Origin of the sequence: Mycobacterium parmense (assembly GCF_010730575.1) — a bacterium.
Lineage (GTDB): Bacteria > Actinomycetota > Actinomycetes > Mycobacteriales > Mycobacteriaceae > Mycobacterium > Mycobacterium parmense.
The window spans coordinates 1,721,788-1,747,611 of sequence record NZ_AP022614.1 but is presented as its reverse complement, the minus strand read 5'-3'; the positions used below and the strand labels follow the sequence as shown (position 1 = coordinate 1,747,611).

The window sequence follows — 25,824 nt, the reverse complement described above, 5'->3', positions numbered from 1 at the left end:
ACCGGGCTGTGGCGCAGTTTGGTAGCGCACTTGACTGGGGGTCAAGTGGTCGCAGGTTCAAATCCTGTCAGCCCGACCCTGTCAGCCCGACACATGTCGGACGACATCGGGTTGAGGCGCGTTCCCAGATGTCGAATGGCTCTGGCGGTCGATTACCCAGACTCACCGCGGCTTTACAGGACGTACTCACCATTCAAAAGGGCTTCCAGGCGCATTGTCCACCGATCAACACGCGTAGGCCAACCCTCCGCCTCAGCTTGGTAGAGGGCAAGTCGCGCGATCTGCTCTCGGGCATCAGGCACCTCTTGAAGAGTCCATTGCCCCTGATCACGCACCCACAAGGTCGCTGGCGTCTTTTCTTCTTCGAACTCTTCGGCCCAGTAGCGCTCAGACAACGCACGGAATTCCGGGTAATCGCCTAACGAGACGGCGCAACACATCTGGTTGTAGGTGTTAACAGATCTGTCTTCGTAGCCACGCGACGCTGCCTGCTGTAGGTAGTACATCGCCTTCTTCGGGTCTGGTGGGATCCAACAGAATCCCCGATTATTCAGGCAATTAGATTTTCGCAGCTTCGAGTGATCACCTACGAACTCGAAGAGTGCAGCAGCATCCGAGTACCGGCGGTCACGAAGTAAAGACCGAGCCTTATCGGTCACATGTTCTGCGATCGGGTCGTAGGGATCCCTTTTGCGCGAAACGTTGCGGTCCGCGATCTGCAACGCGAAGTCTTCAGTCGTATGCTCCAACTCGATCAACGCGGCCGAGGGTATCTGCGCCGGTTGCCGTCCGCGCCGCCACTCATACTCAGCCTCAAGTGATTCCGTCGACCACTGCTTGAGGGGTTGTCCGCTCAAGCGCTCGGCAATCCAGGTGTACTGAACGCAAACCTCTGACGGCGGGTCAGGACTTTCTGCGATCTGCTTCGCCAAATCGCTAGACGGCGGGGTCATCGCGAGGATGTCGTTGAAGGGCGCATGGTGTATCCATCGGCGCGCTACAGATAGCCGGTCGTCTACCGCCCTAGTAAGTGCCCTGGTGATAGCTTTGCGATCGCGTGTGTCCGCAGGGGCAGGTCGGATCTCCAAAGCATCCCGCCACTCGCGCTGCTTGGCGCCGTCAACATGATTGCCCAACACAACGTCGACGATGAGCGCGAACGCCGTCGCCTCCGACAGTCCAAATCTCACAAGAGCCTCACCGTCAATGCCGGCATCGGTAACCTTGCTGACCAGCGCGGAGATGATTTTTGGCCAGTCCTCGTCAGCATCTTCAATGTTATGAGCTATCAGCGCATCGTGAAGTTTGCGCACGACTATCGAGAGGCTGTCGCCTGGCTCAACAGTCCACTTACGCCGAGTAATTTTCATCACCCCCTACGCTTCAGCTTACAGGTTCGGTTACTATGATCCTATGTAAGATCTTGGTCAGGATCTTACTACATCTTCCAAGGGGCTTCCCATGAGCGAAGACACGATCTTCCAACCAAGCGATCTCGCGGGCACAAAGCGAACGAAATTTCTGCAGATGGCGCGTGAGGGTTCCGCGCGTATTCGAGACAAGGACGGCACTAGCCTCCTCACCTTGCCCGAGTCACAAGTGATAACTCTGCGGCTGGTGGCGGAGTGGTCCAAGCACCTGCTTCGGCTCCAGGATCTGCTAGCCAGAGACGGTCAGCCGAGCCTAAGCGATTTGGGCGACCTGGCCTGGCTGAGAGTCTTCGACCGCGACGACCTCAAGGAGTTTGCGGACGAACTCCACCAAGCGCTTGTCGCCGCCATCTCCGATGAAAGCGCTGACGTCTTGAGTGAAGCTATTCGCGCATGGCGGATAACTGCGAAAGAAATCGATGACCCCCTTCGCCGGTCCGTGCTGATGGGGGAGTTCTCGCCGTCAAACTTTGTACCAGTTGAACGCCCGTGATGGTTGACAGCGCGTACAAGCCGTTTCAGCCAGCCAAGCGACCTGGGGGCAAGCCAAAAGAGGCTCCAAAGTACCGCGTGCTGGTTCATCGGCACTATGTCGACCACTACTCGCGGATGACCGAAGCCGTCGGGCTGCAGCAAGCGCAGCAATTTTGGGACCATGTCGCGTCTACGCCGGATGTATGGCCAGCCGCCGGCACCTCATGCATCCTCCGCGGAAAGGCTGGATTGCCGCAAGGCGTCGGCTGGTCAAGGACAATACACTTTGAAGTCTCGTCGATGGCGCGCGTTGACTATCAGCACCACAAGGCGTTCAAGACAACTGACGATGGTGACGCTCACTCAGTCGTCGCGATTCTCGCGATCAACCTGACGAGCCACTAGCCTAGATCGCGTCGTTTAGCGTTCGACAAGGCTTCCTCGATCTTCTGCTCACTCACCCGGTTCAGACCCAAAGTGCTTAATTCGCAACGTTTTCGACACCGCGCATCCGCCGAGCCAGGGATACGCCTAACCGCTACTAACTGAGCCGAACTTTTTCGGGTGCGGTATCCGACCTGCTTGGGCACTCCCATCGCGGTGACCGGCGATGTCTATGGGCATACCAGCGACGACAGGGCGATAGCCGCTGTCGACAAGCTCGCGCAGCGGCTGGGACCTAGGCGCTTGGTTGCCAGTAGTTACTTCCGCTGCTCGCTGTTCATGAAGTCCAAAAAGGCCCATACGACGAGCGGCAGCCTAAAATCCGACCGCAGGTCTCGCCCCCAGCTGTCGATCTCCCCGAGCGGTCCCAGCGCAGCGACGTCTTCGCGGTAGGCACCCGACACGATCCCCGCCTTGTTGTCTCTCAAACCATCCTGCACGTCTTCCGACAGCTCGTTCCACCACGTGGTGAGGACGGCGCGAAGGCCCCTCAGCAGCTCGACGGCTGGCTCCGGGTCGTACAGCATGTCCGCGAGGTCGCTTCGATCCAGCTTATTCAGCCACCCGGTAGGGTTGGGCGTCGGCATGATCCCCGGTCCTCTGAACGTTCGTCGGATCATAGTTGGCGTATTGGCCCCCGAACTGGAATGCGAACGCAAACCAAAACCACCTCTGACCTGCGTCGGGCTGACAGGATTTGAACCTGCGACCACTTGACCCCGAGTCAGACGAACGATTGCCCTGAACCTACGTTAGGTTCGGACCCTTTCCGTGTGGAGCCTGTGGGCGCCGGGGGGTTGGCAGGTCTCACCGTGCAGACCCGTCCGGCGATTCCGCTGGTGTGTCGGCGCAGGCTATGAATCTATGGTGACCAACCGCGGGCGGGTAAAGCGTCTTGGATCTGGCCGCCGCGTAAGCTGCCGTCGAGGTAGGCGGCCCGGCAGGCGGCGTGGCCGACCTTGCCGCTGGAGGTGCGTGGGATCGAACCGGCCGGGACCAGGAGCACGTCTCGCGCGGTGAGGCCGTGGCGCAACGCGACCGCGGCGCGGATATCGTCGGCGATCGACTGGATGTCGGATTTGGGGGCGCCAGGGGCGCGTTCGCCGACGACGACCAGCTGCTCGGAAGTGTCCTCAGGGTCATGGTTGAGTCCCGAGCAAGGATCATTGAACACCCGGGACGGCAGCTGGTGGGCCGGCACTGAAAAGGCCGCCACGTACCCGGCGCGCAGCGAACGGCTGGCCTCCTGCGCGGTGTACTCGAGGTCTTGCGGATAGTGATTGCGGCCGTCGACGATCACCAGGTCCTTGACCCGGCCGGTGACGTACAGCTCGCCCCCAAAGTAGGTGCCATAGTCGCCGGTGCGCATCCACAGCCCGTCGTCGGGCACACCCTCGGCGTGCGAGGGACTGCACCGCGACTGCAGGATGTTGCCGAAGGTGTCCTGAGTGTCCTGCTCGCGGCCCCAGTAGCCCGAACCGATGTTGGCGCCGTGCAGCCAGATCTCGCCGACTTGGCCGTCGGGTTGCTCGGTGGCGGTATCGGAATCGACGATGGCGGCCCACTGGTCGACGGAGACCGCGCCGCACGCCACCTGGGTAACAGCCGTAGGCGAATCTTCGGCAACCACAACGAAACGGCCGCGGCTCAGCTCGTCGCGGTCCACGTGAATGGTGGTGGCCTTTCGCTTCATGTCGGTGGTGGAGACGAACAGCGTCGCCTCCGCCATGCCGTAGGACGGCTTGATGGCGGTGGCCGGGAGCCCGTATGGGGCGAACGCCTCGTTGAACTTGCGCATCGCCGAGGTGGAAATCGGCTCGCTGCCGTTGAGCAAGGCGAACACGTTGCTCAGATCGAGTTCGGGCTCACCGTCTTTGGGCAGGCCTCGCAACGCGGCGTGCTCGAAGGCGAAGTTCGGCGCCGCGGAGAAAGTCGGGCTGTCGTCATCGCCCAGGACCCCGAGCTCTCGCATCCACCGGATGGGGCGGCGCACGAAGGCGGCCGGGCTCATGATCGTGATGCAGTGTCCGATGACCGACGGAACCATGGCGGTGACCAGGCCCATGTCGTGGAACAGCGGCAGCCACATTACGCCCCGCTGGCCCTCTTCGACCTGCAGCGCGGTGAGGAGTTGGGCCAGGTTGGTGGCCACCGCCCGGTGGGTGATCTGCACACCGGCCGGCGCCCGGGTGGACCCTGAGGTGTACTGCAGGTAGGCAATGGCATCGGGGTCCGCCGGTGGCGGCTGCCAGCTTTGACCGACCTCGTCGGGGATGGCATCCACGGCGATGACGCGGGGTCGTTCCTTGGCCGGACGATGGTGGTGGAAGAACTTGCGCACTCCTTCCGCGGAATCCGTGGTGGTCAGGATCGCCGAGGGCGTGCAGTCGTCGAGAACCGAGTGCAGCCGGCCCACATGCCCGGGTTCCGCCGGGTCGAACAGCGGCACCGCGATGACGCCGGCATACAGCGCGCCGTAGAACGCCACCATGTAGTCCAGGCCCTGCGGAGCCAGCACGGCGACGCGATCGCCAGGCCGGGTGACCTGCTGTAGGCGCGCAGCAACGGCGCGGTTGCGGGCACTGAACCGCGCCCAGGCCAGGTCTTTGTAGACACCATCCCGCTCGGTGGAGAAATCGAGGAAGCGGTAGGCCAGTCGATCCCCACGCAGCTTGGCCCACTGCTCCACATGACGGACCAGGCTGCCGTGTTCGGGGAGCTTGATCCGTCCTGTTTTTTGGTCGACGTACGGGTTGGGCACTGGCATATGAACTCTCCTGTCGCGCGCATACAGCGGACGGACGGAGCCGCGCTCTCTGCCGGCTGGCCCCTGGACCTCACAGATCCTACCGAGCCGCGCACTGCCCGCAGACTGACCAGGTTGCGGTGGGTCCACTTCCCATACGGCGCCGCGCGCGACCGGTCACCCTGGCGCGTGCGGTGGAATTAAATATTCACGCGGGCAGGTCCACCCGCAGCGCCAGGTGCTCATCGAGTATCCGGCGCAGCGCGGCATCCATCGGATGCGCGGATGCGAGGTCGCGGCCGAACCGGCTGTCCACCACGACTACCGTGCCCTGTTGCAGTTCGGCGGTGTCGGCCTGATCGACGAAAGGATCGAACAGTACGGGGGGCGTGGCCAGGTAATACAACGCCCGGCGCGACTCGTTCAGCCGGGCGGCATACATCAGTCCATGTTGGGTGATCACGAAAAGTTCCGAGGTGATCCTGGCGTTCGGGGTCTCGGTGTTGCCCCATGCCAATGCGGCGCACCGCGGCTGTGCCAATCTGTCGGGGACGTCGTCACTCAGCGCGAGTAACCTTCCGACGAGCGCACCCCCCGTTCGCGGATATGCGTCGATGGCGGGTCTGAAGTACCGCTGGAAGATCTCGCCGAAGAAGTCGTACAGTTGCTCGCTCATCGCAGCTCCCCTAAATCAGACGGGACATCTCAAGTGTGCGCCCATACGGTCGGTTGAGCGAGAGGTTGGCCAGGACGGCGGCCCCGGATCACTACGGCACGATCCGCGCGGCGTGGCCCGCTCCCGTTGACGAAGGGCCGATGTCGCCGGCAACGTTGGCGGGGCGGGTCCTGGGGCGCGGTCGATGCTCCGGCCGCGCACAGTTCTTCGATGCGGGCACTGACGGCGGTCCACCGCAGTGACGTCTGAACGACCAGAGGGTCGTTTGGCAGATAGCCCACTACTTGCGCCATATCCAGACCGAAACCAATCAGCCCAGACGTCCAACAGCCCGGGGGGCAGGGCCATCGCTTCAGGGTATCCTCGGACCTAAGCTGGTCGGGTTGCGCTAGCATGCGCCGTCGCAGCAGAACGATGATCTAATGCTTCGGCGATCTAGACTCTCCGACCGAGGTCGCGTGGTGCGCCGGCCTGCCCGCGCACAGACGCCGCCAATTCGGGCACGAATCGATGGCAGAAGGTCACAAAAATGGCTGACGGCAAAAAACAGTTTAATGAGCAACTTACGACTGTGGAGTTGTCGCCCACCGGGAGCGAGGGCCCCGCGACGGACGGCCAAGCTGTCCGCGCCATCGACAAGGCTCTGCTCGGCGGTGAACCCCAGAAAGTCGGCCGCTTCACCTATCGATACGACGACGGCACGTGGACGTGGACTGACGCCGTGGCACGGATGCACGGTTACGAGCCCGGTGAAATCGAACCGACCACCGAACTCATCTTGAGTCACAAGCATCCGGACGACCTGGAGAGGGTCAAGGCATTGTTGGCCCAGTCGGCGGCCCCGTTCAGCAGCCGGCACAGGATCCGCACCACGACCGGAGAAATGCGCAAGGTGGTGGTAGTCGGCGAACCGGTCACTGATGCCGACGGTCGCACCGTCGCCACCCGCGGCTTCTATATCGACGTCACGGATAGCTTTCACACCGATCTTCAGCAGACGATCACCGAAGAATTGCCGGTCATCGTCGGCCACCGCGAGGTCATCGAGCAGGCGAAGGGAATGCTGATGCTGACGTACCGCGTTGACGCCGACGCCGCCTTCGAACTGCTGAAGTGGCGTTCCCAAGAACTCAACGTCAAGCTATTCAGTGTCGCTGAACAACTGACACTCGAATTGCCAGAACTCCTCAATCACCAACCTGCCTTGCGCGCGCCTATCGACCACTACCTTCTGACCCTCAGGCCGCCGAATACGCCCGACTGATAACCGTTGTTGGGCTGCCACCGGGGTGCGACAGCTGCTTCCTAGCCCGCTTCCTCGCGGGCTTTATCTTCAGGCAAGGCGCTGCGCGGCGCCTTTCGTCGCTTCAGTATCCATTCGGGTCCCTCCAGCTGGTCGGGAGCAAGCCACATCAGAACGGCGAGGTTGTAGCAGGCCAGCAGGCCCCATAGAACAATCCCACCGGCTGCTAATCCCATTGGTCCACCAGCTTGATGAGTCGTGGCGACCGCGGTAACGATGACCAACCCGCCGGCACAGATACCCGTGGCCGCGGTGAACATCAATGCCACTCGGCGATTGATCATTGACACTGCCGCAGTCGCCCCGACGCCAAGCAGCACCCAACTCAGCGTGGGGGTAAGAGGTAGGCCGGCGACGGAGAAGCCGACGCCGACTGGCGCGACCAGAAAGACGCCCACCAGACCGACCAGTCCGAGGGCCGCGGTCGCGCCGGCTTCGGCCGCGAGCAACCACCGTGACTGACGCCAATGCGCGGGATTGAGGCTGACTCGGCGCAAGTCGGATGTTGCAGGCGGCATCGGCCCTTTCGTATCTTTCATGGCGACTCCCGGATCCTGGCGGCGACGTTTCCACCATCGCTGGTGGCGAAGTGTGTTCTGGGAGACGAATATCCAAGGTCAAAGCACCCAAACCTGATAATTGCCTGAGGACATAGTGGCTTTGGTACATGATCATTGCCCGGCTCACACTGACCCAGTGCGACCGCTTCGAAATGAGACGGACGCCTAACCCGCACTTGGGATTCGGCGGTGGTGGTTCACCCCGGCCGCCGCGGGGTGACTGAGCTCCCCGGGACCGCCACGCCGGTGGCGCTCCGGCTTGCGCGGTGGAACCATCGACGAGTTTGCCCTTGGGCGGACGACGCCAGCTCCGACGAGGGCGACCGGACGCGTTTGTCACCACGTCGTCATAACTCGGTGATGCGTCCGAACCCACACCCTGCGACCGCTACGACGTCTAGGATTCACGACATGCACCTCAACCGGCGACAGGTGCCTACGGGCACGTACTGTGGCGGCAACCACCCCGAGCAAATCGAATACCGCTACATGCTGGTCGACGGCGAAGAAATACCGGAGGGTGAAAGCAGTCGGCGCTGCTTCAGGGCCGGTTGCCCCGACAATGACCGGGCCGTGGCCAAAGAGGAGCGCCTGAAGCGCCCCGCGCCGTAGTCCGCGCGCCTTCGGCATCGCGCATCGAACTGCATTGTGTGGATCGCGTTGGCAACTGCTTCGGCGCCGAGCGCCCGCCTGCCTCGGAGCTGTGACGGATGCGAGCGAGGCGCTGCCTGAAAGATATTGTAGGGCAGCTGATCTCGAGTCAGCCATCTGCGAAGCCCGGGGCCGGTCCGGACAGCGCGCGCAGTTCTCGGCGTTTCACCGGTGTGGTGGCGGGTATGCCCGCCTGTTAGGGCAAACGGTGTCCCCGGGAGTGCCGTGTTGCCTAGCCTCCGGGAGTCATGAAGCGGCTTCCGGGGGCGCCTGCGTGCTGCGCGTCGGCGTCATCCAGCGTCCAGAGGTGTATCGTCAGGTAATCGAGAAACCCAGCTAGTCCGGGATGGGTCAGCCGTTTCAAGCTGGCCACGCCGAGCAACCGCTCACGCCGGACACGCCGGTGTCAACCGCAGTTGGGATCGCTGTGAGCGCTTTGGCTCCAATTCAAAGGTCGACGGATTTTGTTGTGGACCAAGGATGTTCTGACGTCCCGAGCTTCGGCATCCTGAGTACCTATCCACCGACGCGATGTGAGCTGGCGAGGTTCAGCGCCGCGCTGGCCTCCTGGTTGAGCGCTCACGGCGCCGATGTCAGCATCGTGCGAGTGTCCGACGGCACGCCGTCCTCGAGCACCAGGGTCATCGGGGACCTGACCAACGACTCACCGGCGTCCGTCTCTGCGTGCACCGACTTGCTGAACCGAAGCGACGTTGCCGTCATCCAGCACCAGCAAGGCGTCTACGGCGGCGTCGACGGCGACGAAGTGGTAGGTATCCTCGACGGGCTGCTCGTCCCGTCGCTCGTGATTGCTCATAGCGTCCTCAAAAGCCCGACGCGACGGCAGCGTTTCGTGTTCGAGGCCATTGTCGCACGGACAAATCGGGTGATCGTGATGTCCGACGTGGCAAGAGAGAGATTGTGTTGCGGCTTCGATATCGACCGCCGCAAAGTCGCCGTCATCGCGCACGGGGCGTCCGTACCGGCGACGGCGTGCGTACGGGGCGGGCGACCGACCCTGTTGACCTGCGGTCTGTTGCGCCCCGGCATGGGTATCGAGCGGGTCATCGACGCGATGGCCTCGCTGCGTAATTTGCCCGGCCGGCCGCGTTATCTGGTTGCGGGTCCGACACACCCGAAGGTGCTCGCCGCCGATGGCGAGGCCTATCGCGAGGCCCTTATCGCACGAGCGCTGCGCGGCGGCGTCGCGGATTCGGTGTGCTTCGATGCCGGTTATCGCGACGGTCCGACGCTGACCGCCCTCGTGCAGGCCGCGGCCGTCGTCGTTCTCCCGTACGACTCGCCCGACGAGGTCACTTCGGGCGCACTGGTCGACGCCGTCGCGAGCGGCCGACCAGTCGTGGCCACCGCGTTCCCGCACGCCCTCGAGTTGCTCGGCAGTGGGGCCGGAATCGTCGTCGCACAGGACGACGCGAGTGCGCTGGCGGCCGCCCTGCGTCGGGTGCTGACCGAGCCGCGCCTTGCCGGTGCCATGGCGGCCGAGGCGCGCCGATTGGCGCCCGGGATGGCCTGGCCGGTGGTCGCCGGCGCGTACCTGGGGCTGGCGCGTCGAGTACGTGCTCAGCTACGCGCGTGGGCATGACCACGCCGTCACCGGAGCCGATATTCGGTCATCTGCTGCGGCTGACCGATCGGCGCGGCACTTTGACGCATGCGCGCTCCGCCGAGCCGTCACCCGAGGGTGGTTATTGCACCGACAACGTGGCGTGGGTGCTCGTAGTCGCGACCCGAGACCACGGTCCGAACCGAGCATTGAACGGTCTGGCCGGGCTCGCCCTCCGGTTTTTGAATGACGCGCAGGCACTGACCGGGGCGTGCCGAAATCGGATGGACGACACGGGCGGCTGGGTCGACGAACCCGCTTTCGAAGATGCCTGGGGCCGCTGCATCTGGGGTCTCGGGACCGCGGCTGCCCGCAGTAACGTCGCCTGGGCACGCGACTCGTCCATCATGCAATTCGAGCGCGCCGCCCAGGAGCGATCGGCCCAGCCCCGGGCGATGGCGTTCGCGGCTCTGGGGGCCGCCGAACTCCTTGCCTTCGACCCACACCACCGTGCGGCTCGCGCGCTGCTCATCGACTTTGCCGCTTCCCTACCCCCGGGACGCGTCGACTCGACGTGGCCGTGGCCCGAGGCAAGACTCACGCACGCGAATGCCGTTCTGCCGGAGGCGATGATCGCGGCCGGTACTGCGCTCAGCGATGCGACGCTGAGTCAGCGCGGCCTGGACTTGTTGGCGTGGCTGGTCGCGGTCGAAACGGCGGACGGCCATCTGTCGCCCACCCCCGTGGGGGGTAGAGGCCACGGGGACGTCCGGCCCGGCTTCGACCAGCGGCCCATCGAAGTCTCCACCCTTGCCGACGCGTGTGCACGTGCCGCGGCGATCGACGCCAACCCGATCTGGCCCGGCGGGGTCAAGGCCGCGGCGAACTGGTTCATGGGCGACAACGATGCGGGGGAGCCGATGTGGGATCCGGAAACGGGTGGCGGTTATGACGCGCTGCACGCGGACGGGGTGGACAGTAACCAGGGTGCTGAGGCGACCTTGGCGGTGATCTCGACGCTGCAACACGCACGACGCCTATCGACTGTGCGGCAGTGATTTTCGCCGCGCGTGGATCGCTTGGCGTTGCCCGGCCGGGGCGCGTCCGCTGAGTCGCTGACACGACCACCGTCGCCGGTGGAATCGGGACTTTGTGCACGATTACCCTGCCCGCGCAAGCATCCGGGGCCCAAGGCCGGGACAGCCTAGAGTGGGAGCGTGGATGTTTGCGCCAGGAACAATATCCAGGTCGTCGGCGCGCCAGGCGGCCCACCGATCATCCTGGCGCATGGGTTCGGCTGCGATCAGCAGTTGTGGCGTCTGGTCGTCGACCGGCTGAAGCCGGACTTTCGCCTGCTGCTCCTCGACCACGTCGGCTGCGGTGAGTCCGATCCGGCTTGTTGGGACGCACGGAAGTACTCGTCGCTGGCCGGATATGCCGCCGATATCGTCGACATTGTCCGTGAGCTCGACCTGCGCGACGTCGTGTTCGTCGGGCATTCCGTCGCGGCCATGATCGGTGCGCTGGCGATCATCGCCGAACCCGACCGTTTCGCCAAGCTGGTGATGCTCACGCCTTCGCCGCGTTACGTCGACGACGACGGCTATCGGGGCGGTTTTTCGCAATCCGACATCGACGAACTCCTCGAGTCCATGGAGCTCAATTATCTGGGCTGGTCGCACGCGATGGCACCCGTCATCATGGGAACCCCGGACCGCCCGCAACTGCAGGACGAACTGGTCGAGACCTTCTGCCGCAACGATCCCGCGCATGCCCGCGTTTTCGCCCGCGCCACGTTCCTCTCCGACAACCGCGACGACCTTGGCCGGATCCCCGTTCCCACGCTGGTGATCGAGTGCGCACAGGACGCGATCGCGCCGCGCGAGGTCGGCGCCTACGTCAATGAACATATCCCGGACAGTCGACTGGTCACGTTGGAGGCAACTGGCCATTGCCCCCAACTGAGCGCCCCTGATGCCACCGCATCGGCGATTTCGGCTTTCGCCAGATGGGCATGACCGAGCCGAGCCTGGAGGACTTCTGGGAGAACAGCCCCTGCGGCCACCTCATCGCCGAACCCGATGGTCGCATCGTCCGGGCCAACGTGACGATGATGCGCTGGTTGGGTTTCGATCGAAATGCGCTGCAGGGCAGATTATTCAGCGACCTGTTCGCCGCTGGGAGTCGCATCCACTACGAAACCCATTTCGAGCCATTACTTCGCATGAGCGGTGAGCTCAACGGTGTCACGGTCGACCTCGTGGCAGCCGACGGCGGACGCCTGCCCATGTTTCTCACCATCAACGTCAAGACCAGCGCGCTCGGCCGGCCGGAACTGCTGCGAATCAGCGCGGTCGATGCGGCAGACCGCCGGGCCTACGAGCGAGAGCTCTTGGAAGAACGGCGGCGAGCCGAGGCCGAGCACGACCGGGTGCGGTTGTTCGCCGACACACTTCGTCGCTCGCTGCTGCCGCCCGTGCTGTCACCTCCTGGCGGATTGGACGCGGCGGACTATTACTACACCGCCTCCGACGACGACGTGGGCGGCGACTTCTACGATCTCTTTCCGCTGTCCCGCACCAAGTGGGGCTTTTTTCTCGGCGATGTCGTGGGCAAAGGGGTCGAGGCGGCCGTGGTCACCGGACTGACCAGGTATGTGCTGCGCTCGGCGGCCGTGTCTGACGACGACCCGGAGCAGGTGCTGCACAATCTGCACGCCGTGCTTGGGCAGAAGCTCGGCACCCGGCACGAGAGCTTCTGCACCGTCGTCTACGGCAATCTGACCAAGCGGGGAGATGGCTTCGACGTCGAGCTCGGCAGCGGCGGCCATCCACCTCCGTTGCGCCTGGACGCTGACGGCGGTGCCCACTACGTAGACAGCGTCGGCGGTCACGCCGTGGGTCTCATCACGCAACCGCGCTTCGTGGCCACCCGCTTCCACCTCGGTCCCGGCGACACGTTGGTGCTCTACACAGACGGACTCACCGAGGCCGGTACCGGGGTCGGCCGCGAACGATTCGACGATCGAGGCGCCCTGCTGCGATTCGCAGCATCCAACGCGCCGGCGACGGCGTCAGCCATCGTCGAAGCCGTCCAAGCTTTACTCGACCGCCTCGGTCCGGGGGTCGAGGACGACGTCGCGGTGCTCGCGCTCGGCGTGCCCCTGTGCGCCGGTGAGGCCGGGTAAGCCGCGCCGGCCCGGGAACTCATGCGATCGCCATCCGCCATGCGCACTGCCGCGGATCCGCACATTCGTGTAGCTTCGAGGTCGACCATGCACCAGCATGAGTGTGCCCCGAACCATGCGGTCAGGGCTCATGGCGTAGAGCCGGCTAAGGCAGGTGTAGAGAGCAGATGGCTCAACGCTCACTGGATCCCTAGGGACCGAGCAGGCCGCCGTACCGTCCGACTCCGGTGACGAGGGCAACGCGGCGACTGCAGCAGTAGTTCAGCCGTATTCGCGGCCGACGAACAGTGATTCGTCACGCGATGCCGCAGTTCTGCTGACCCGCAACCATCCGGCCTCACTGACCCCGACCCTGACGTCGCGTCTCACTGGCGACTGACGACCCACTGATCGGACGTAACTCCTCATGCTGCGGTTCGCGAACTGCCCCTGGCCGCGCGTCGTCGCGCGTACGCCGCTCAGCGTGCCCGACTCGCATTGATTTCAATGGCTATTACCGACGTACCTGCCTACGCACATCTGAGCCACGAAGACCTCGAGGCGTTCGCGGCCGACCTGGACGCGATCCGTTCCGAGATCGCGGTTTCGCGCGGTGCCAAGGATCGGGCATACATCGTGCGCGCGATCGCTTTTCAGCGGTGCCTCGAGGCCGCGGCGCGGCTGGTCATCGCCGCGAGCCGGGGCAGGCGCGGATGGGCCGTCGGGACCGCGGCCCTGGCCGCGGCCAAGTGCATCGAGAACATGGAGCTCGGCCATAACATCAGCCACGGCCAATGGGATTGGATGAACGACCCCGAAATCCATTCCAGTACCTGGGAGTGGGACATGGCAGGTCTCTCGTCGCAGTGGCGGCACTCCCACAACTACCGGCACCACGTCTTCGCGAACGTCGTCGGCGTCGACGACGACCTGGGATTCGGCATCATGCGCGTCACTCGGGACGACGCATGGCGGCCCGTCGCGCTGGCGCAGCCGTTGCGCGCGGCTCTGCTGGCGCTCCTGTTCGAGTGGGGCGTGGCGCTGCACTGCTTGTATTCGGTCCAGGAGCGCGAGCAGACGCAATCCGGCAGATCGGCCCATGCAAAAGCCCTGCGCCGCAAGATCGCTCGGCAGACCTGCAAGGACTATGTGCTGTTCCCGGCACTCAGCCGCGGGCGGTGGCGCCGGACCCTGGGCGCCAACGTGGTGGCCAACGGGCTTCGCAATGTGTGGGCATATCTGGTGATCGTCTGTGGTCACTTCACGGATGGTGCGGAAAAGTTCAGCGCATCGGTCCTCGACGGTGAGACCAAGGCCGAATGGTATCTGCGCCAAATGCTTGGCGCGGCGAACTTCAACGCCGGGCCGGTCATGGCGTTCATGAGCGGAAACCTCTGCTACCAAATCGAACACCACCTCTTCCCCGATCTGCCGAGTAACCGGTATGCCGAGATCGCCGCACAGGTGCGCGCTCTGTGCGTCACATACGACCTGCCGTACACGACCGGTCCGTTGGTCCGCCAGCTCCTGCTCACGGTGCGCACAATCTGCAAGCTGGCGCTCCCGGACCGGTTTCTGTTCGCGTCCTCTGATGACGCGCCGGAAACCGCTTCGGAGAACAGGTTTCGGTCCGCGGGGGAGCCGGTGACACGATCGGGACCCGGCAACAACACAAAGCGACGAGGATTGTCGACGGCGATACTGGCCCGCAACAACTCCGTCGGGCGCCGAAGCCCTCGGTCGGTTCACCGCTGACCGCCCTCGACAACGCCAGAAGCGACAGCGGCACACGCTCGTAAAAGCGTCCAACTAGTGAAAGGCTGGGGGGATGACTTCCCCGACGAGCCGCGAGGGCGCCGGCACGGCCGCCCGGCGCCTGTTCGGCTAAATGTGGCAATCCCCGAGCAACTCCGCGCTGCTGTTCAAGGCCGGCGCGGGGTAGACGCCGCGGACCGCTTGTGCGAGGCCTGTGTGGTCCTACTCGACATTGACGCGGCTGCGATCTCGATCGTCTTCGACGGTGCGAGCAACGGGACACTGGGAGCTAGCGGCGAGCCCGCCCGCAGGTACGACGAACTCCAGTTCGTTCTGGGAGAGGGACCCTGCCTGGAGTCTGTCGTCAGGCGGATCCCGATTCTGGTCGTGGACCTCGCCGATCCCGAGGAGGCACGTTGGCCCGCCTACGGCCCCGCGATGCTTGCCAACCAGATCAGGGGCGTTTATGCCATACCCGTCGTGGTCGCCGGTGAGTTCGTCGGAGCGCTCGACCTGTTCCGCGCGCAGCCGGGTCCGCTGCCAGGCGACGAACTGGCCAGTGCCGTCGCCGCCGCGGAACTCGCGGGCATTCCCCTGCTGGATCTCCTGGACGCAGACCTGCAGGCCGCCGTCGCAGACCCCCACAGCAACGCCTGGGCCGAACTGAACGCGCTGAGTCGCGCGGAGGTCAGCCAGGCAACCGGGATGCTCGTCGCCCAACTCGAAGTGGAGCCGGCCGAGGCGTTGATCCGGCTGCGGGCCCATGCCTACGCCACCGGCCGCAGCGCCACCGACGTCGCCCGAGACATCCTCGACCGGCGTCTGCGGCTCGAGGAGGACTGATGTGCGTTGATGGCCGCCACAGCCAGGAAGGAGGACAGCGTGACTGGGGCTCCTCGTGAAACGCGTGTGCTGGACGCTGTCGTATCGATCGTCGACAGCCTGCTCGACGACTTCGATGTGGTCGACCTGCTGACCGGCCTGACAGAGCGTTGTGCTGACTTGCTAGACATCGAAGCCGCGGGTTTTCTGCTGGCCGACCCGCTGAACCAGCTCCGCCTGCTGGCCGCCACCTCGGAGCAGGCCCGCGAGCTGGAGCTGTTCCAGCTGCAGGCCGACGAGGGCCCATGCGTGGACTGCTATGCCAGCGGTCAACCGGTGTCCGTCGCCGACGTGCAGGGAGCGGTGGCGCGGTGGCCACGGTTCGTTCCGGCCGCGATCGACGCCGGCTTCGCGTCGGTGCACGCGGTGCCGATGCGGGCCGCCGGCATCGTGTTGGGCGCGCTCGGCTTGTTCGGCACCCGCCGCGGCGAACTCAGCGAGGCCGACCTTCTGGTGGGGCAAACCCTCACTCACATCGCATCCGTGGCGATCCTGCAGGAACGCCCGCCCACACCGTCGACCGTGCTCCCGCAACTGCGCTCGGTACTGACCGGTCGCGTCGTTGTCGAGCAGGCCAAGGGCCTGCTTCGTCAAATGCTGGATGTCTCCGTGCAGGATGCCTTCAAGCTGTTGCGGACCTATGCACGCGCCAACGGCGAGCATATGACGGACGTTGCCCGCAGGTTGATGACAGATCGGTACTCGCGGCTGCTCATCGTGGCCGAGTTAGACGAACTCCGCGCCGGGCCACAGTAGATGGCGCCTCAGCGATGGCGCGCCCGGGCGCGCCGCGCGGCCTCCTCGACCAGCCGTTCGGCGACGATGTGGAGTTTGACGTTTTCGGTCTGGCTGATGTGGGCCAGTCGTTCGAACGCTTCGTCCGCACCCGCGCCCGATCGGCTACGGATGATGCCGATCGCCTGATCGATCACCGACCGGCTGTCCAAAGCGCGCTGCAATCGCAGTGTCCGTTCATGCGCCACGGCCAGCAGCTGGGCGTTGTACACCGAAACGGCTGCGGATTTGGCGAATTGCGACCCTAACTGGACCGCGTGATCGGCGAACGCGTCGCGGGTTGCCGCGTAGGCGTTGATCGAACCGATCACCTGGTCGCCGACGATCAGCGGCAACGCTAACGCGGAGTGCATGCGCATGCGGGCCACCCGCCCACCGAAGTGCGGCCAACGGATGTCACTGCCCAGCGATCCGCTCACGGTGGGGCGTTTGGACTCCATGCAGGTGATGCACGGGCCCTCGTGCAGTTCGCCGTATTGCACCGTGTCGATGTCGTGCACGATCACCGCCGTCGCCGCCCAGGTGTGGATGCTGGATATACCGTGCTCCGGATCGATCAACGCGACGCCGACACCGTCGGCGCCCGGAATCGCCTGCGCGGCGAACTCCGCCACGTCCCGGAGGATGTCGATCACCACACGGCCACCGGCCACAATCCCGGCCACTCCGCGCAGCCCCGCGTAGAGCTCGGCCTCGTCCGCCTCCCGCTGAGTGGGGGAGAGTTTCGGTACTGGCGGCACCATGCGGTTGGGTTGGGCGTCGAAGTCGGCCAATACGCCTCCTCGCGTGCACTCTCGGTCTACAACATAGTCGCCGTCGGTACCCGAGATCAGCCGATGAGCGCCAACGTATGGGCGCGCCGCAGCTTGCCCGACGGTGTCTTCGGGATCGTTCCGGGCTCGAGCACCACGACGTTGCGTGGCCGGACATCGACCTCGCTGACCACCTCGTGTGCCACTTGTTGCTCGATGCGACGCACCTCGGCCGCGTCTTGCCATTCGTTGGACTCCACAGCGACCGCGAACGTCTCGCGGGAGTGACCTGCTTGCAGGCGCACTGCGACGGCACCGCCGGCCCGCACGCCGGCGACACGCGCGGCGGCGCGCTCGATGTCGGTCGGGTAAATGTTTCGCCCGGCCATGATGATCACGTCCTTGACCCGGCCGCACACGACGATGCGGCCCGCCTCGGTGAGATAGCCCAGATCGCCGGTGTCGTACCAGCCCTGTGCGTCCTGCGCCGTGACGAAACCGGCCATCGTCTCGTAACCCAGCGTCACCGGTTCTCCACGCACCTCGATAACCCCGACGGTGCGGGCCGAAAGGATGCTGCCGTCTTCGCCGACGACGCGCGCCTCCAGCCCATCGAGGAGGCGTCCGAGTGTGGCCAGCCGCCGGGTCTTGCCCTTGGTCGCGGGGACGGCTCGGTGCAGCAGCGCCAGCAGGTCGGCGTCGACCTCGTCGATCAACAGGCCCGCGCCGCACTCAGAGAACGACACCGCGACGGTGGCCTCGGCCATTCCGTAGGCGGGCAGGATCGCCTCGGGACGCAACCCGAACGGTCGCCCCGCTTCACAGAGGTATTCGACGTCGGCCGGTTCGACCTGTTCGGAACCGGACAGCGCCCATCGCAGGCTGGACAAGTCGAACTTGCCCGGTTCGGCCAGCTTGCGGAGGCGTTTGGCGAGCAGTGTGTAGGCGAAGTTCGGCGCCGCGGTCATGGTGCCCTTGTACTTGTCGATCAGCTTGGCCCACAGCAGGATGTCGCGCAGGAAGTCGATCGGGGTGACCTTGACCAATTCGGCACCGAAAAACATTGGCACGATTAAGAAGCCGGTCATTCCCATGTCGTGGAAGAGCGGCAGCCAGCTCACGATCACGTCGGTGTCGATGTCGACCTTTGCGCCGACGAACATCGCCTCGGCGTTTGCAACGACATTGCGGTGGGTGATCCGCACGGCCTTGGGCGATCCGGTGGAACCCGACGTCAATTGCAGCAACGCGATGTCGTCGTCGTCGGTGTCGACCGGATTGACCGGGCGGCTGCCAAGCAGCCGCTCGATGGTCAGCACCCGCATACCCAGCTGGGACAGCAACGGCGCCGCGGCCATGAACGGATCCGAGATGACGACCGTTTCGGCGCCGATCATCTTGACGACCGCGGTGGTCTCCTCGGCCCAGCGCACAAGATCGGTGCGGGCGGTGGGCTGGTGGAGCATGGTGAGGCTGGCACCGCGCATCCACACGCCCTGACCTGTGGGCGCAATCTCGGCTGGGGCACCGGCCAGCACCGCCACGGCATCGCCGCGATCGACCCCGGCGGCGGCCAAGCCACCCGCGATGCAACGGGCCCGCTCGTGCACCTCGCCCCAGGTATGCCGGACCGGGCAGTTCGGCTCCCCGGTGACCAGCCCGTTGCAACTGGACTGCGCGGTGCCGTACATGGTTTCGGTGAACTTACTCAAGATCTCCCTTTCGCTTCGCCCCCGGCGGGTGCCCGCAGGGGACGACTGAGGCTTTGGATGGCAGACACACGTGATGCGGTAAAGCGCTGAATGGGCGTGACTGCCGCGGACGGAGACGGAGGCTGACCGCTATTACGGCCGGTACGCCTGCCCCCTTGAAGCGCGCACCGTCACGCCGGTCAAAGCGAGGGGTCGAGCAGTTCAGACGCGTTGATGCTACGTAACGACCGGCAAAGAGGCGCGAAGGCGCGCTCAAGCCGCCGTTAACTTCAGTGACTGCCCTTGAGCCCCCGGGCATACGACTCCGTCGATGTCTGGCCCACAGCACGAATTCGTGACCGTATGGCCATTCAGGCGATGCGGAACCGTTACTGGCGGGGACCTCAACGGATCGCCGCCGGTCGTTTCCGACAGGCTGGGGAGTCAACCACCATCAACGATATCGCAGCGGCGCATTCCGTAATGGAAAACCTCCGTTGCCGTGCGAGTGCCGCCCGTGTTTTCGCGCGAGCAGCGGATTCTGACGGACCCAGAGACGCGCTTCTTCGAAAAAATTTTGTCGGCGACCGTCGCCGGACGGGCGCGCTGCTTAATCCGCGACGCCAGGCCGGTCGACCGCAGCCGTGTCAGGCGGCGGATACGCGCGCAAAGTCACACCGGACGACAAAAGTGCAATGCGCACGGCGCACGAAAATGCGGACTCCTCATCCGCCATCGGAAGCCGCTCGAAACGTTGCTCAGACCCTCGGAGGCTGGGTGACGAGGCCGGTAGTGCAGCCAGGGGTGATGCTCCCGGAGGTTTCTGTCCGTTGCTAGATGGCGGTCACTCCCACCGCTTGTGGGCCTTTAGGACCCTGATTGATTTCAAACTCGACTCGCTGATTCTCCTCGAGGGAGTGAAAGCCGTCCCCTTGGATTTCGGAATGATGGACGAACACATCCTTTGCGCCGCCGTCAGGGGCGATGAAACCAAAACCCTTGTCGTTGTTGAACCATTTGACGGTTCCCTGCGTCATAGCGACTTCTCTCTACTTCAGTGTGGACATTAATTTCGATACATCCACAACCAGGAGCGTAACACGCCCCGCACCGCAAATTTATTTTGCGTGGAGGTCGCGGAGCGGTCGTCGATCGTCGCGGGGGTTACGCCCGGAAAGCTCGGCGGAATTCGAATGCGGACGCGGTTTACCACGAGTTCGAATTTACTCGGCCGGACGTCACAGCCGCGCGTCGCAACGGCACACCGGATGCCGAGGGCACTCAGATGCGTTGGGCCTTAACGGTTCTTGGAATGGACCAGCGCATCTCCCGGTAGCGCCTCGGCTGCCTTCGTGCGCTTGGCGGCACGTTTCTGTTTCAAAGATTTAGCCGATTTCTTGGTCATGCTCTGTCTTGGGGATTTGTCAGACATTGCGGCCCTTTGATTTTTGGGGCCTGTGTCGGTCCCTGTTCCCAGAGTGTACGCCCCGCCGGTCGGCGATCCGACGGCGCGGGGCTCGACTGCGAGTGGGCCCGGAACAAGCTGCGGTTGCTTCGGCGAAATCACTTGTACCGCAGCGGCGTACGCCGTACGATGCAATGGTCTTCCAAGGTGGCCAACTGAATTCGGACGGGTGAAGCCATGCAGCACGATGGCCCGCGCGAGTGCGGTCGCTCCACCCGTGTGATCGCAAAAAATTGAATCGCGGCGTAGCGTCGTTAACACGAGCCGTTTCGTCGTCAACGGTAGGCTCGGTGCCTCGTACGGCATTCCCATCGAGATCACGGGCCAATGTGATTCGCCGTCGGCCCGTTTCCGGGATGACCGAATCGAACTGCGAAGGGTTGCCGCATGAAGCGAGCAGGTGCGCCGTCAGGTGCCACTATTTCTCGACGGAATTCGCCGGTAGACGTGATCGCAGGCCCTATCGAGCAACCGCACGAGTGGACGACTGCAGCGCTGGCGGATCCCTTGGCGTGCGCGATCAGGACAGGACCCAGGCGCCCCGCCAGCCCGGTGCGGCTCACTCTGGCACACCGGCTCGGGAGCAAGATCGATGGCGCGTGGTGGCCCCGCACCTCGATGATCTCGCGGGAGTTGGCTGAATTGGTGGCCATAATGGACGCCCGGCTGGGCCCGATCACCGAGATCGACGTCAACTGGTCATCGTTGCAACGCCAGCACGACCTCAATTGGGACTGGTGGCAGGGGATACGCCCACACCTCATGACCGTTGGCGGCCGGGATGCGCGGGCGACCTTGCTGATCGTTCCGCACCGGACTGCTACCGCGCTTGCGGTCATGGTGCTGCGCCAAGCCGCCGGCCTGCCCGTATTGGAGGCGCATCGTGATTCACGCGCCTTTCATATCGCCGAATCCATCGTCCGGGTGGCCCGCGGTGAGCGAATGTTCGAAGCGCGCGCCACGGCCCGGGTTAACTCCGGAGCGATAGCTCAAAGTTGTCAGGATCGAAACGAGCCCGGTTCCGCCTGACATCCGCCGATGCGGCGCCGGCCAGGGACGCACCCGACCGGGCCGCATCGGGAATCCGTCGATGTCCCAAGGCTTTACGCGCGGTTGATGACGAGTTCTCAGCCGTCGGCGACACTGGTGATGAGGAGCTTCTCGACGGTCGAGTCGTTGCCGGGGCCTGCCGAGGTCATCATGACGGCATGTGCCTGGGCCGGGTCGGCGTGCGGGGGGACAACCAACAACACGATCTTCGTGGAATCAAGGCCAATCACTTCGACGGTATTGGCCGGCTGGAGGCGATATCCGTCGAGTCGTACCGTGCGCCCGTCCGTCGCCAATTTGGTTGGCGGCGTGTCCCATTCGGACATGCGGTAAACCACGCGCCCGATCGGCCCGAGCCTGACTGAGAGGACCGACAACAGGTCCGGCAGCTCTGCGGTGAGGTCGTCACTGTGGGGCCACCATGCACCGTCGACGTAACCGCTGCGGGGGGCCTTGGACTTCAGCCTCAGACGCGGCGTGCGTTCGGGCGGAGCATGCCGGTGCCCAACGTCGAGGTTGTCTTTTTTCAGCGTCATAGCGACGCTCCCGTCTTGACCGCGAGACCGGTCAGATCGTTCGATTCGGCGACGACATGGCTCTGAATAGTCAGGTACGAAAGATCGCCGATGCGTTTACCCTACTCGGCTGGCCCGGTGGGCGCGTCTCAGCGGATGGAAATCAATTGGTCGATCGAGTCCGCCGGCAGGTCGCCGTCCACGACCGCGGTCACGGTCAGCTGCTTGAGCTCGATCTGGCCCTTGTGGTTGTCGAGGAACGCCGTGTCGGCGGCGTCGCGGCCGGTGGCTATGCGCACCAGGGTTTGCCGTGGCGCGAGCAACGTCGCGTCGACCACCCGCCATTGCCCCTCGACGAAAGCCTCGGCCACCGCGTGAAAGTCCATGGGGTACAGGCCCGGCGCGTACACGGCCACCAGGCGGGCAGGGACGTTGACCGCCCGCAGCAGGGCCACCACCAGGTGCGCGTAGTCCCGGCAGACACCTTTGCCGGAGAGCAGGGTGTCCACCGCCCCGTCGATCGGATCGCTGGAGCCGGGCACGTAGTTCAGCCTGGTGCCCACCCACGAGCTTACATTCTCCAACAGCGTCGCCGAATCGTCGTATGTGCCGAATTCGGTTGCAGCGAAACCATAGAACTTATCGGCCTCGGCGTAGCGGCTGGGTCGAAGATACATGGACAGGTCGTATTCGGTCACCGGCGCCGGGTCGGTCTGCCCCACGATCGTCGCCGCATAGTCGACCTTCAGTGTGCCCATTTCCACATCGAACTTGTGGATGCGGTTGCCATGCACCCCGCTGACCTCCAACGGCTGGACGGGTCTTCCGTTCAAGACGAATCGTAGCGATTCGAAGACCTCGGTTCGCGGATGCGGTGCAACGGCAATCTGAAACTCCAGCGTGGTGGGGGCGGTGATTTCGACTTCGATCTCGGCGCCCACTTCACGTCTCATCCCGCGATACTGCGCCAAATATCGGCGATCCGCCAGGCGAGGGGCAGCGTTGTTACGGGCCGGCGGGTCAGCCGACGTCGTCGCTGCAGCACTGACCCGAGGGTCTGCCGCCGCCGCCGTGTCGGCTCCATCTGCGATACCGCCGTCCTCGCCGAATCTTCTAATATCAGCGCGTCTCGTCTACCGTGGAAGGCAGCAACTGATTGGGCAGGTTGCGTTTGTAGTCCGTTGCTAGATGGCCGTTGGTGCGCAACTGTGGTGTTAAGCAGCCAGCACCAGGCTGGCCGCCATCGACTCTTCGCTGTGTGCACAAACGCAGAAGTTCTCCGCTGGAGCCGACGCGATTTCGGCTCGACCCGTCGGCCATGACGCTGTTTTCTGCACCGGATCAGAGTAGGCTGAAAAGCAATTGGCGGTATTCCCGTTCGTCCCCGTTCTTGGTATGTCGTCGCCGATCCGATTTGATTTGGCCGGTGTCGCGGTCAAGACGGGAGCGTCGACGTGACGCAGGTGAGTGCCCGCAATCACTTCACGCGTGCCGGGTGGCCACGCGGTGACGCATCCTGCGGCCGACCGTCCAGTGCCTCAACCGTTTTTGACGCCAAAGACAATAAGGTTGTCGTGCTCGTTGAGCTCCTCAGCTTGCCGAGTTGAACAAGTAGCTGTCCGAAGCGGGGTGACGCACTCGTCACCGACGCCCGTCGGGCTTGGGCCGCAGCAGGTTTCGTGGGAAAAGGGATGGTGCGCTGATGGTTACGCGGTTGTCGGGCATTGATGCGCTGTCGCTGCATACACAGAGCTCAACCGTTCCCGCCCACACGGTATCGCTGGTCATCATCGAAGCGTCTGATCAGCTCAGCCATGAGCGGCTACGCCGGCTCTTAGCCGGGTCGTTGCCGCGGCTGGCGCGGTTCCGCAGCCGACTGGTGACCAAGCCGTTCGGGGTGGGGCAACCCTTGTGGGCCGAGATTGAGGACTACGACCCCGATCCGCAAATTCACTGCGCAACGGTGCGCGCTCCAGGCGGCCGTCGCGAGTTGGCCGATCTCGTCGCGACCTTGAGCACCGGCCGACCGCATCGATACAACCAGCTGTGGGAAGCCTGGAGCATCAACGGTCTCGCGGGTGGCCGGTGGGCGCTGGCGGTGAAGATGTCACCTGCGCTGAACGACGGCGCGGCGGGGATGGCGTCCATGTGGCCGCGGCTGCTGACTACGGCGCCGCATGCCGACGCGAGCAGCAACCTGCCGACCGAGCCGAGCCTCGGCTGCGCTCCCTCCGTCGGCGAAGTCGTCACCGGTGTAATGGCCGAGATCGCCGAGAACTATGTCACCGGTGTGTGGCTGATTGCCGAGACCATGTCCAACGTGCTGCGGGCCATGAGCGTCCGGCTGTCCGGCACCGCCGGACGGGACTCCATGACGCCGGCAGTATCGCCGACGAGCGGGCCGGTGCCGCACACAGTTTTCAACGCGCCGCTGACCGGGCGGCGTGCAGTTGCCTTCTCCTCGATTCGGCTGGCAGACGTCAAGGCGGTCAGCGACGCGTTCGGGGGCAGCATTCCCAACGTGGTGCTGGCCGCTTGCACCCTTTCGCTGCGTGCTTGGTTGAAACAGCACGACAAGGTGCCCAGCGACCCGCTGCTCATGCGGATGCCGTTCGAGTTGCCGGCCACGGACCCCCCGGCCGCCGGTAAGTCGTTGACTGTCGGGCGACTTCGCATCCCGGTACACCTCGACGACCCGGTGCAAGTCCTCGCCAACCTCCATACCGCCACCGAAAGGCTGAATGCCATCCGTAGTGGTGCCAGCGAAAAAGGGTATCCCTCAGTTGATTTGGCGACAGTGGCTTCGCTGGTGCCGCCGAGCTTGGCGCGCATCGGCATGCAGCTCTACACCCGATCGGGCCTGCGACACCGGCTCGAGCCGATATGTCACGGCCGTGTCTCGTACATCGCCGGTGAGGCGGCGCCCGCATATTGCGCGGGGGCCAAGGTCGTCGGTATGCACACCGTGGCGCCACTAGCCGCGGAAAGCGGGTTGAACATCGCGCTGACCTCCCGCGGTGACGCTCTGGATGTGAGCGTGTGCGCGTGCCCCGACAACGTGCCTGCGGTCGACGATCTCGCGACCGGGATCGCGCGCTCCCTCGATATTTTGATGGCGGCCGCGCAGGAGTCTCCCCGGGGCCAGGGCCGCTCCGTCGTCAGTGAGCTGATGTCACACCCCGCGAATCGGGCACGAGGCAGAGGCTACGACAGGTCGAAGGACAGGTTGAAGTAAGTCGCGGCGCTGTCGCAAAGGCACGTCACCGCCACTGCGCACCGGCACCGGATTCGACCCGGAACGCACAGCAGATTGCTCGGCGATGTGACGAATTTCAACCGCGAAAAGTGACGCGAGTCATAGCTTGACCAGCGCTAATGAGGGCATCCTAACCGTTCGTTTGTGTATCTAACGGCTGGGAGCGCGATGGCCTACTTTGATTTTGCCTACGACATGACCCTCGACGAGGCGCGTCGGCGCAGCGCGGTGCTCGAGGCGATGAACGAGGACTGGGATCCCATCGCGGTGCTCGGCGAAGAACAGACGGCCCACGACATGCTTTACTCGAACCTGGACGCAGAGCAGCAGCGGATCTACGAGGAGTTGGTCCGTGCCGGCGTCCTTCCCGCACGAACGGCCGATCGTGTTTCCGATTGACCCGACCGCCGACCGCAGCCGCCGCGCATGGCTGCCCTGCCCGCGCTGCGATCACCGCGCCCGGTGTGGTGACTGCGCGAGCACGCGCAATTGCGATACGCACTGGCAGTACCTGCTGAGCAACAGGGGGACGCTGGTCCACCTGCAATGCTCGGATTGCGGCCATCTCTGGTCGACCGACACCCATCGCCGCACCGCGTGAACCTGGTGTTTGCGCGCCCCACGCCGGGGTATCGCTGATAGGACGCGG

At 64.5% G+C, this 25,824-nt stretch carries 25 protein-coding genes and 1 tRNA gene; 16 read left to right on the top strand and 10 right to left on the bottom strand.

Going from position 1 to position 25,824, the window contains the following annotated elements:
• Positions 1-2 precede the first annotated feature (2 nt).
• Positions 3-76, top strand: a tRNA-Pro gene (locus tag G6N48_RS07985).
• Positions 77-173: 97 nt separating this feature from the next.
• Here the strand turns inward: G6N48_RS07985 and G6N48_RS07980 are convergent.
• Positions 174-1,370, bottom strand: coding sequence for a hypothetical protein (locus G6N48_RS07980; RefSeq protein WP_163670806.1), 1,197 nt, complete (start codon positions 1,368-1,370; stop codon positions 174-176).
• A gap of 91 nt (positions 1,371-1,461) precedes the next feature.
• On the opposite strand from G6N48_RS07980, the gene G6N48_RS07975 reads away from it, so the two are divergent.
• Both G6N48_RS07975 and G6N48_RS07970 read left to right on the top strand, forming a co-directional pair.
• Positions 1,462-1,923 carry a hypothetical protein gene (locus G6N48_RS07975; protein ID WP_085271593.1) on the top strand — a complete coding sequence of 154 codons (462 nt, stop codon included), beginning with the start codon at positions 1,462-1,464 and terminating at the stop codon, positions 1,921-1,923.
• A complete protein-coding gene (locus G6N48_RS07970; RefSeq protein WP_139826000.1) occupies positions 1,923-2,309 on the top strand; it encodes a hypothetical protein in 387 nt (128 codons plus the stop codon). Before G6N48_RS07975 ends, G6N48_RS07970 begins: the two co-directional genes overlap by 1 nt.
• Before the next feature lie 296 nt (positions 2,310-2,605).
• Here G6N48_RS07970 and G6N48_RS07965 read toward each other — a convergent pair whose 3' ends face one another.
• From G6N48_RS07965 to G6N48_RS07955, 3 genes are all read right to left on the bottom strand, one after another.
• Entirely contained in the window at positions 2,606-2,935 is a 330-nt protein-coding gene (locus G6N48_RS07965; RefSeq protein WP_085271591.1) for a hypothetical protein, read from the bottom strand.
• A 275-nt stretch (positions 2,936-3,210) separates the two neighbouring features.
• The gene (gene fadD32 / locus G6N48_RS07960) at positions 3,211-5,115 is read right to left on the bottom strand and encodes a long-chain-fatty-acid--AMP ligase FadD32 (RefSeq protein ID WP_085271590.1); all 1,905 of its coding nucleotides are present in this window, start codon (positions 5,113-5,115) and stop codon (positions 3,211-3,213) included.
• 187 nt (positions 5,116-5,302) lie between these two features.
• Positions 5,303-5,770, bottom strand: coding sequence for a glucose-6-phosphate dehydrogenase (locus tag G6N48_RS07955; RefSeq protein WP_085271589.1), 468 nt, complete (start codon positions 5,768-5,770; stop codon positions 5,303-5,305).
• A gap of 529 nt (positions 5,771-6,299) precedes the next feature.
• On the opposite strand from G6N48_RS07955, the gene G6N48_RS07950 reads away from it, so the two are divergent.
• Entirely contained in the window at positions 6,300-7,034 is a 735-nt protein-coding gene (locus G6N48_RS07950; protein ID WP_085271588.1) for a PAS and ANTAR domain-containing protein, read from the top strand.
• 41 nt (positions 7,035-7,075) lie between these two features.
• On the opposite strand, the gene G6N48_RS07945 is transcribed toward G6N48_RS07950, so the two are convergent.
• Positions 7,076-7,612, bottom strand: a complete 537-nt coding sequence (locus tag G6N48_RS07945) for a hypothetical protein (RefSeq protein WP_085271587.1) — start codon at positions 7,610-7,612, stop codon at positions 7,076-7,078.
• A 432-nt stretch (positions 7,613-8,044) separates the two neighbouring features.
• On the opposite strand from G6N48_RS07945, the gene G6N48_RS07940 reads away from it, so the two are divergent.
• The 8 genes from G6N48_RS07940 to G6N48_RS07905 all read left to right on the top strand — a co-directional run bounded on the left by G6N48_RS07940 (position 8,045) and on the right by G6N48_RS07905 (position 16,407).
• Positions 8,045-8,245 (top strand): hypothetical protein, encoded by a 201-nt coding sequence (locus G6N48_RS07940; RefSeq protein ID WP_085271586.1) that lies wholly within the window; start codon positions 8,045-8,047, stop codon positions 8,243-8,245.
• A 508-nt stretch (positions 8,246-8,753) separates the two neighbouring features.
• A complete protein-coding gene (locus G6N48_RS07935) occupies positions 8,754-9,887 on the top strand; it encodes a glycosyltransferase (protein WP_232066571.1) in 1,134 nt (377 codons plus the stop codon).
• Positions 9,884-10,906, top strand: a complete 1,023-nt coding sequence (locus G6N48_RS07930) for a glycosyltransferase (RefSeq protein ID WP_085271647.1) — start codon at positions 9,884-9,886, stop codon at positions 10,904-10,906. The genes G6N48_RS07935 and G6N48_RS07930 overlap by 4 nt, the downstream gene beginning before the upstream one ends.
• A 159-nt stretch (positions 10,907-11,065) precedes the next feature.
• Positions 11,066-11,866, top strand: coding sequence for an alpha/beta fold hydrolase (locus G6N48_RS07925; RefSeq protein WP_085271584.1), 801 nt, complete (start codon positions 11,066-11,068; stop codon positions 11,864-11,866).
• Positions 11,863-13,035 (top strand): PP2C family protein-serine/threonine phosphatase, encoded by a 1,173-nt coding sequence (locus tag G6N48_RS07920; RefSeq protein WP_139825999.1) that lies wholly within the window; start codon positions 11,863-11,865, stop codon positions 13,033-13,035. Before G6N48_RS07925 ends, G6N48_RS07920 begins: the two co-directional genes overlap by 4 nt.
• Positions 13,036-13,521: 486 nt before the next feature.
• Positions 13,522-14,769 (top strand): fatty acid desaturase family protein, encoded by a 1,248-nt coding sequence (locus G6N48_RS07915; RefSeq protein WP_085271582.1) that lies wholly within the window; start codon positions 13,522-13,524, stop codon positions 14,767-14,769.
• A 135-nt stretch (positions 14,770-14,904) separates the two neighbouring features.
• Positions 14,905-15,612, top strand: a complete 708-nt coding sequence (locus G6N48_RS07910) for a GAF and ANTAR domain-containing protein (protein ID WP_085271581.1) — start codon at positions 14,905-14,907, stop codon at positions 15,610-15,612.
• A 39-nt stretch (positions 15,613-15,651) separates the two neighbouring features.
• Positions 15,652-16,407 (top strand): GAF and ANTAR domain-containing protein, encoded by a 756-nt coding sequence (locus tag G6N48_RS07905; RefSeq protein ID WP_085271646.1) that lies wholly within the window; start codon positions 15,652-15,654, stop codon positions 16,405-16,407.
• An 8-nt stretch (positions 16,408-16,415) separates the two neighbouring features.
• Here G6N48_RS07905 and G6N48_RS07900 read toward each other — a convergent pair whose 3' ends face one another.
• The 3 genes from G6N48_RS07900 to G6N48_RS07890 form a co-directional block, all read right to left on the bottom strand.
• Positions 16,416-17,219: a GAF and ANTAR domain-containing protein gene (locus tag G6N48_RS07900; RefSeq protein WP_085271580.1), complete on the bottom strand. Its 804-nt coding sequence runs from the start codon at positions 17,217-17,219 to the stop codon at positions 16,416-16,418.
• A gap of 56 nt (positions 17,220-17,275) precedes the next feature.
• Positions 17,276-18,910, bottom strand: coding sequence for a fatty acyl-AMP ligase (locus tag G6N48_RS07895; protein ID WP_085271579.1), 1,635 nt, complete (start codon positions 18,908-18,910; stop codon positions 17,276-17,278).
• A gap of 812 nt (positions 18,911-19,722) precedes the next feature.
• A complete protein-coding gene (locus tag G6N48_RS07890; RefSeq protein WP_085271578.1) occupies positions 19,723-19,926 on the bottom strand; it encodes a cold-shock protein in 204 nt (67 codons plus the stop codon).
• 815 nt (positions 19,927-20,741) lie between these two features.
• Between G6N48_RS07890 and G6N48_RS28130 the strand changes: the two genes are divergently transcribed.
• Positions 20,742-21,383, top strand: a complete 642-nt coding sequence (locus G6N48_RS28130) for a DUF5994 family protein (protein ID WP_232066570.1) — start codon at positions 20,742-20,744, stop codon at positions 21,381-21,383.
• Positions 21,384-21,481: 98 nt separating this feature from the next.
• Here G6N48_RS28130 and G6N48_RS07880 read toward each other — a convergent pair whose 3' ends face one another.
• Both G6N48_RS07880 and G6N48_RS07875 read right to left on the bottom strand, forming a co-directional pair.
• A complete protein-coding gene (locus tag G6N48_RS07880; RefSeq protein ID WP_085271577.1) occupies positions 21,482-21,940 on the bottom strand; it encodes a DUF5994 family protein in 459 nt (152 codons plus the stop codon).
• Between the two features lie 128 nt (positions 21,941-22,068).
• Positions 22,069-22,872, bottom strand: coding sequence for a transglutaminase-like domain-containing protein (locus G6N48_RS07875; protein WP_179969858.1), 804 nt, complete (start codon positions 22,870-22,872; stop codon positions 22,069-22,071).
• 707 nt (positions 22,873-23,579) lie between these two features.
• Here G6N48_RS07875 and G6N48_RS07870 point away from each other — a divergent pair.
• From G6N48_RS07870 to G6N48_RS07860, 3 genes are all read left to right on the top strand, one after another.
• Entirely contained in the window at positions 23,580-25,154 is a 1,575-nt protein-coding gene (locus G6N48_RS07870; protein ID WP_232066569.1) for a wax ester/triacylglycerol synthase domain-containing protein, read from the top strand.
• Positions 25,155-25,343: 189 nt separating this feature from the next.
• Positions 25,344-25,574, top strand: a complete 231-nt coding sequence (locus G6N48_RS07865) for a DUF6400 family protein (protein ID WP_085271574.1) — start codon at positions 25,344-25,346, stop codon at positions 25,572-25,574.
• The gene (locus G6N48_RS07860) at positions 25,528-25,776 is read left to right on the top strand and encodes a hypothetical protein (RefSeq protein WP_232066568.1); all 249 of its coding nucleotides are present in this window, start codon (positions 25,528-25,530) and stop codon (positions 25,774-25,776) included. The genes G6N48_RS07865 and G6N48_RS07860 overlap by 47 nt, the downstream gene beginning before the upstream one ends.
• The last annotated feature ends 48 nt before the right edge of the window (positions 25,777-25,824 follow it).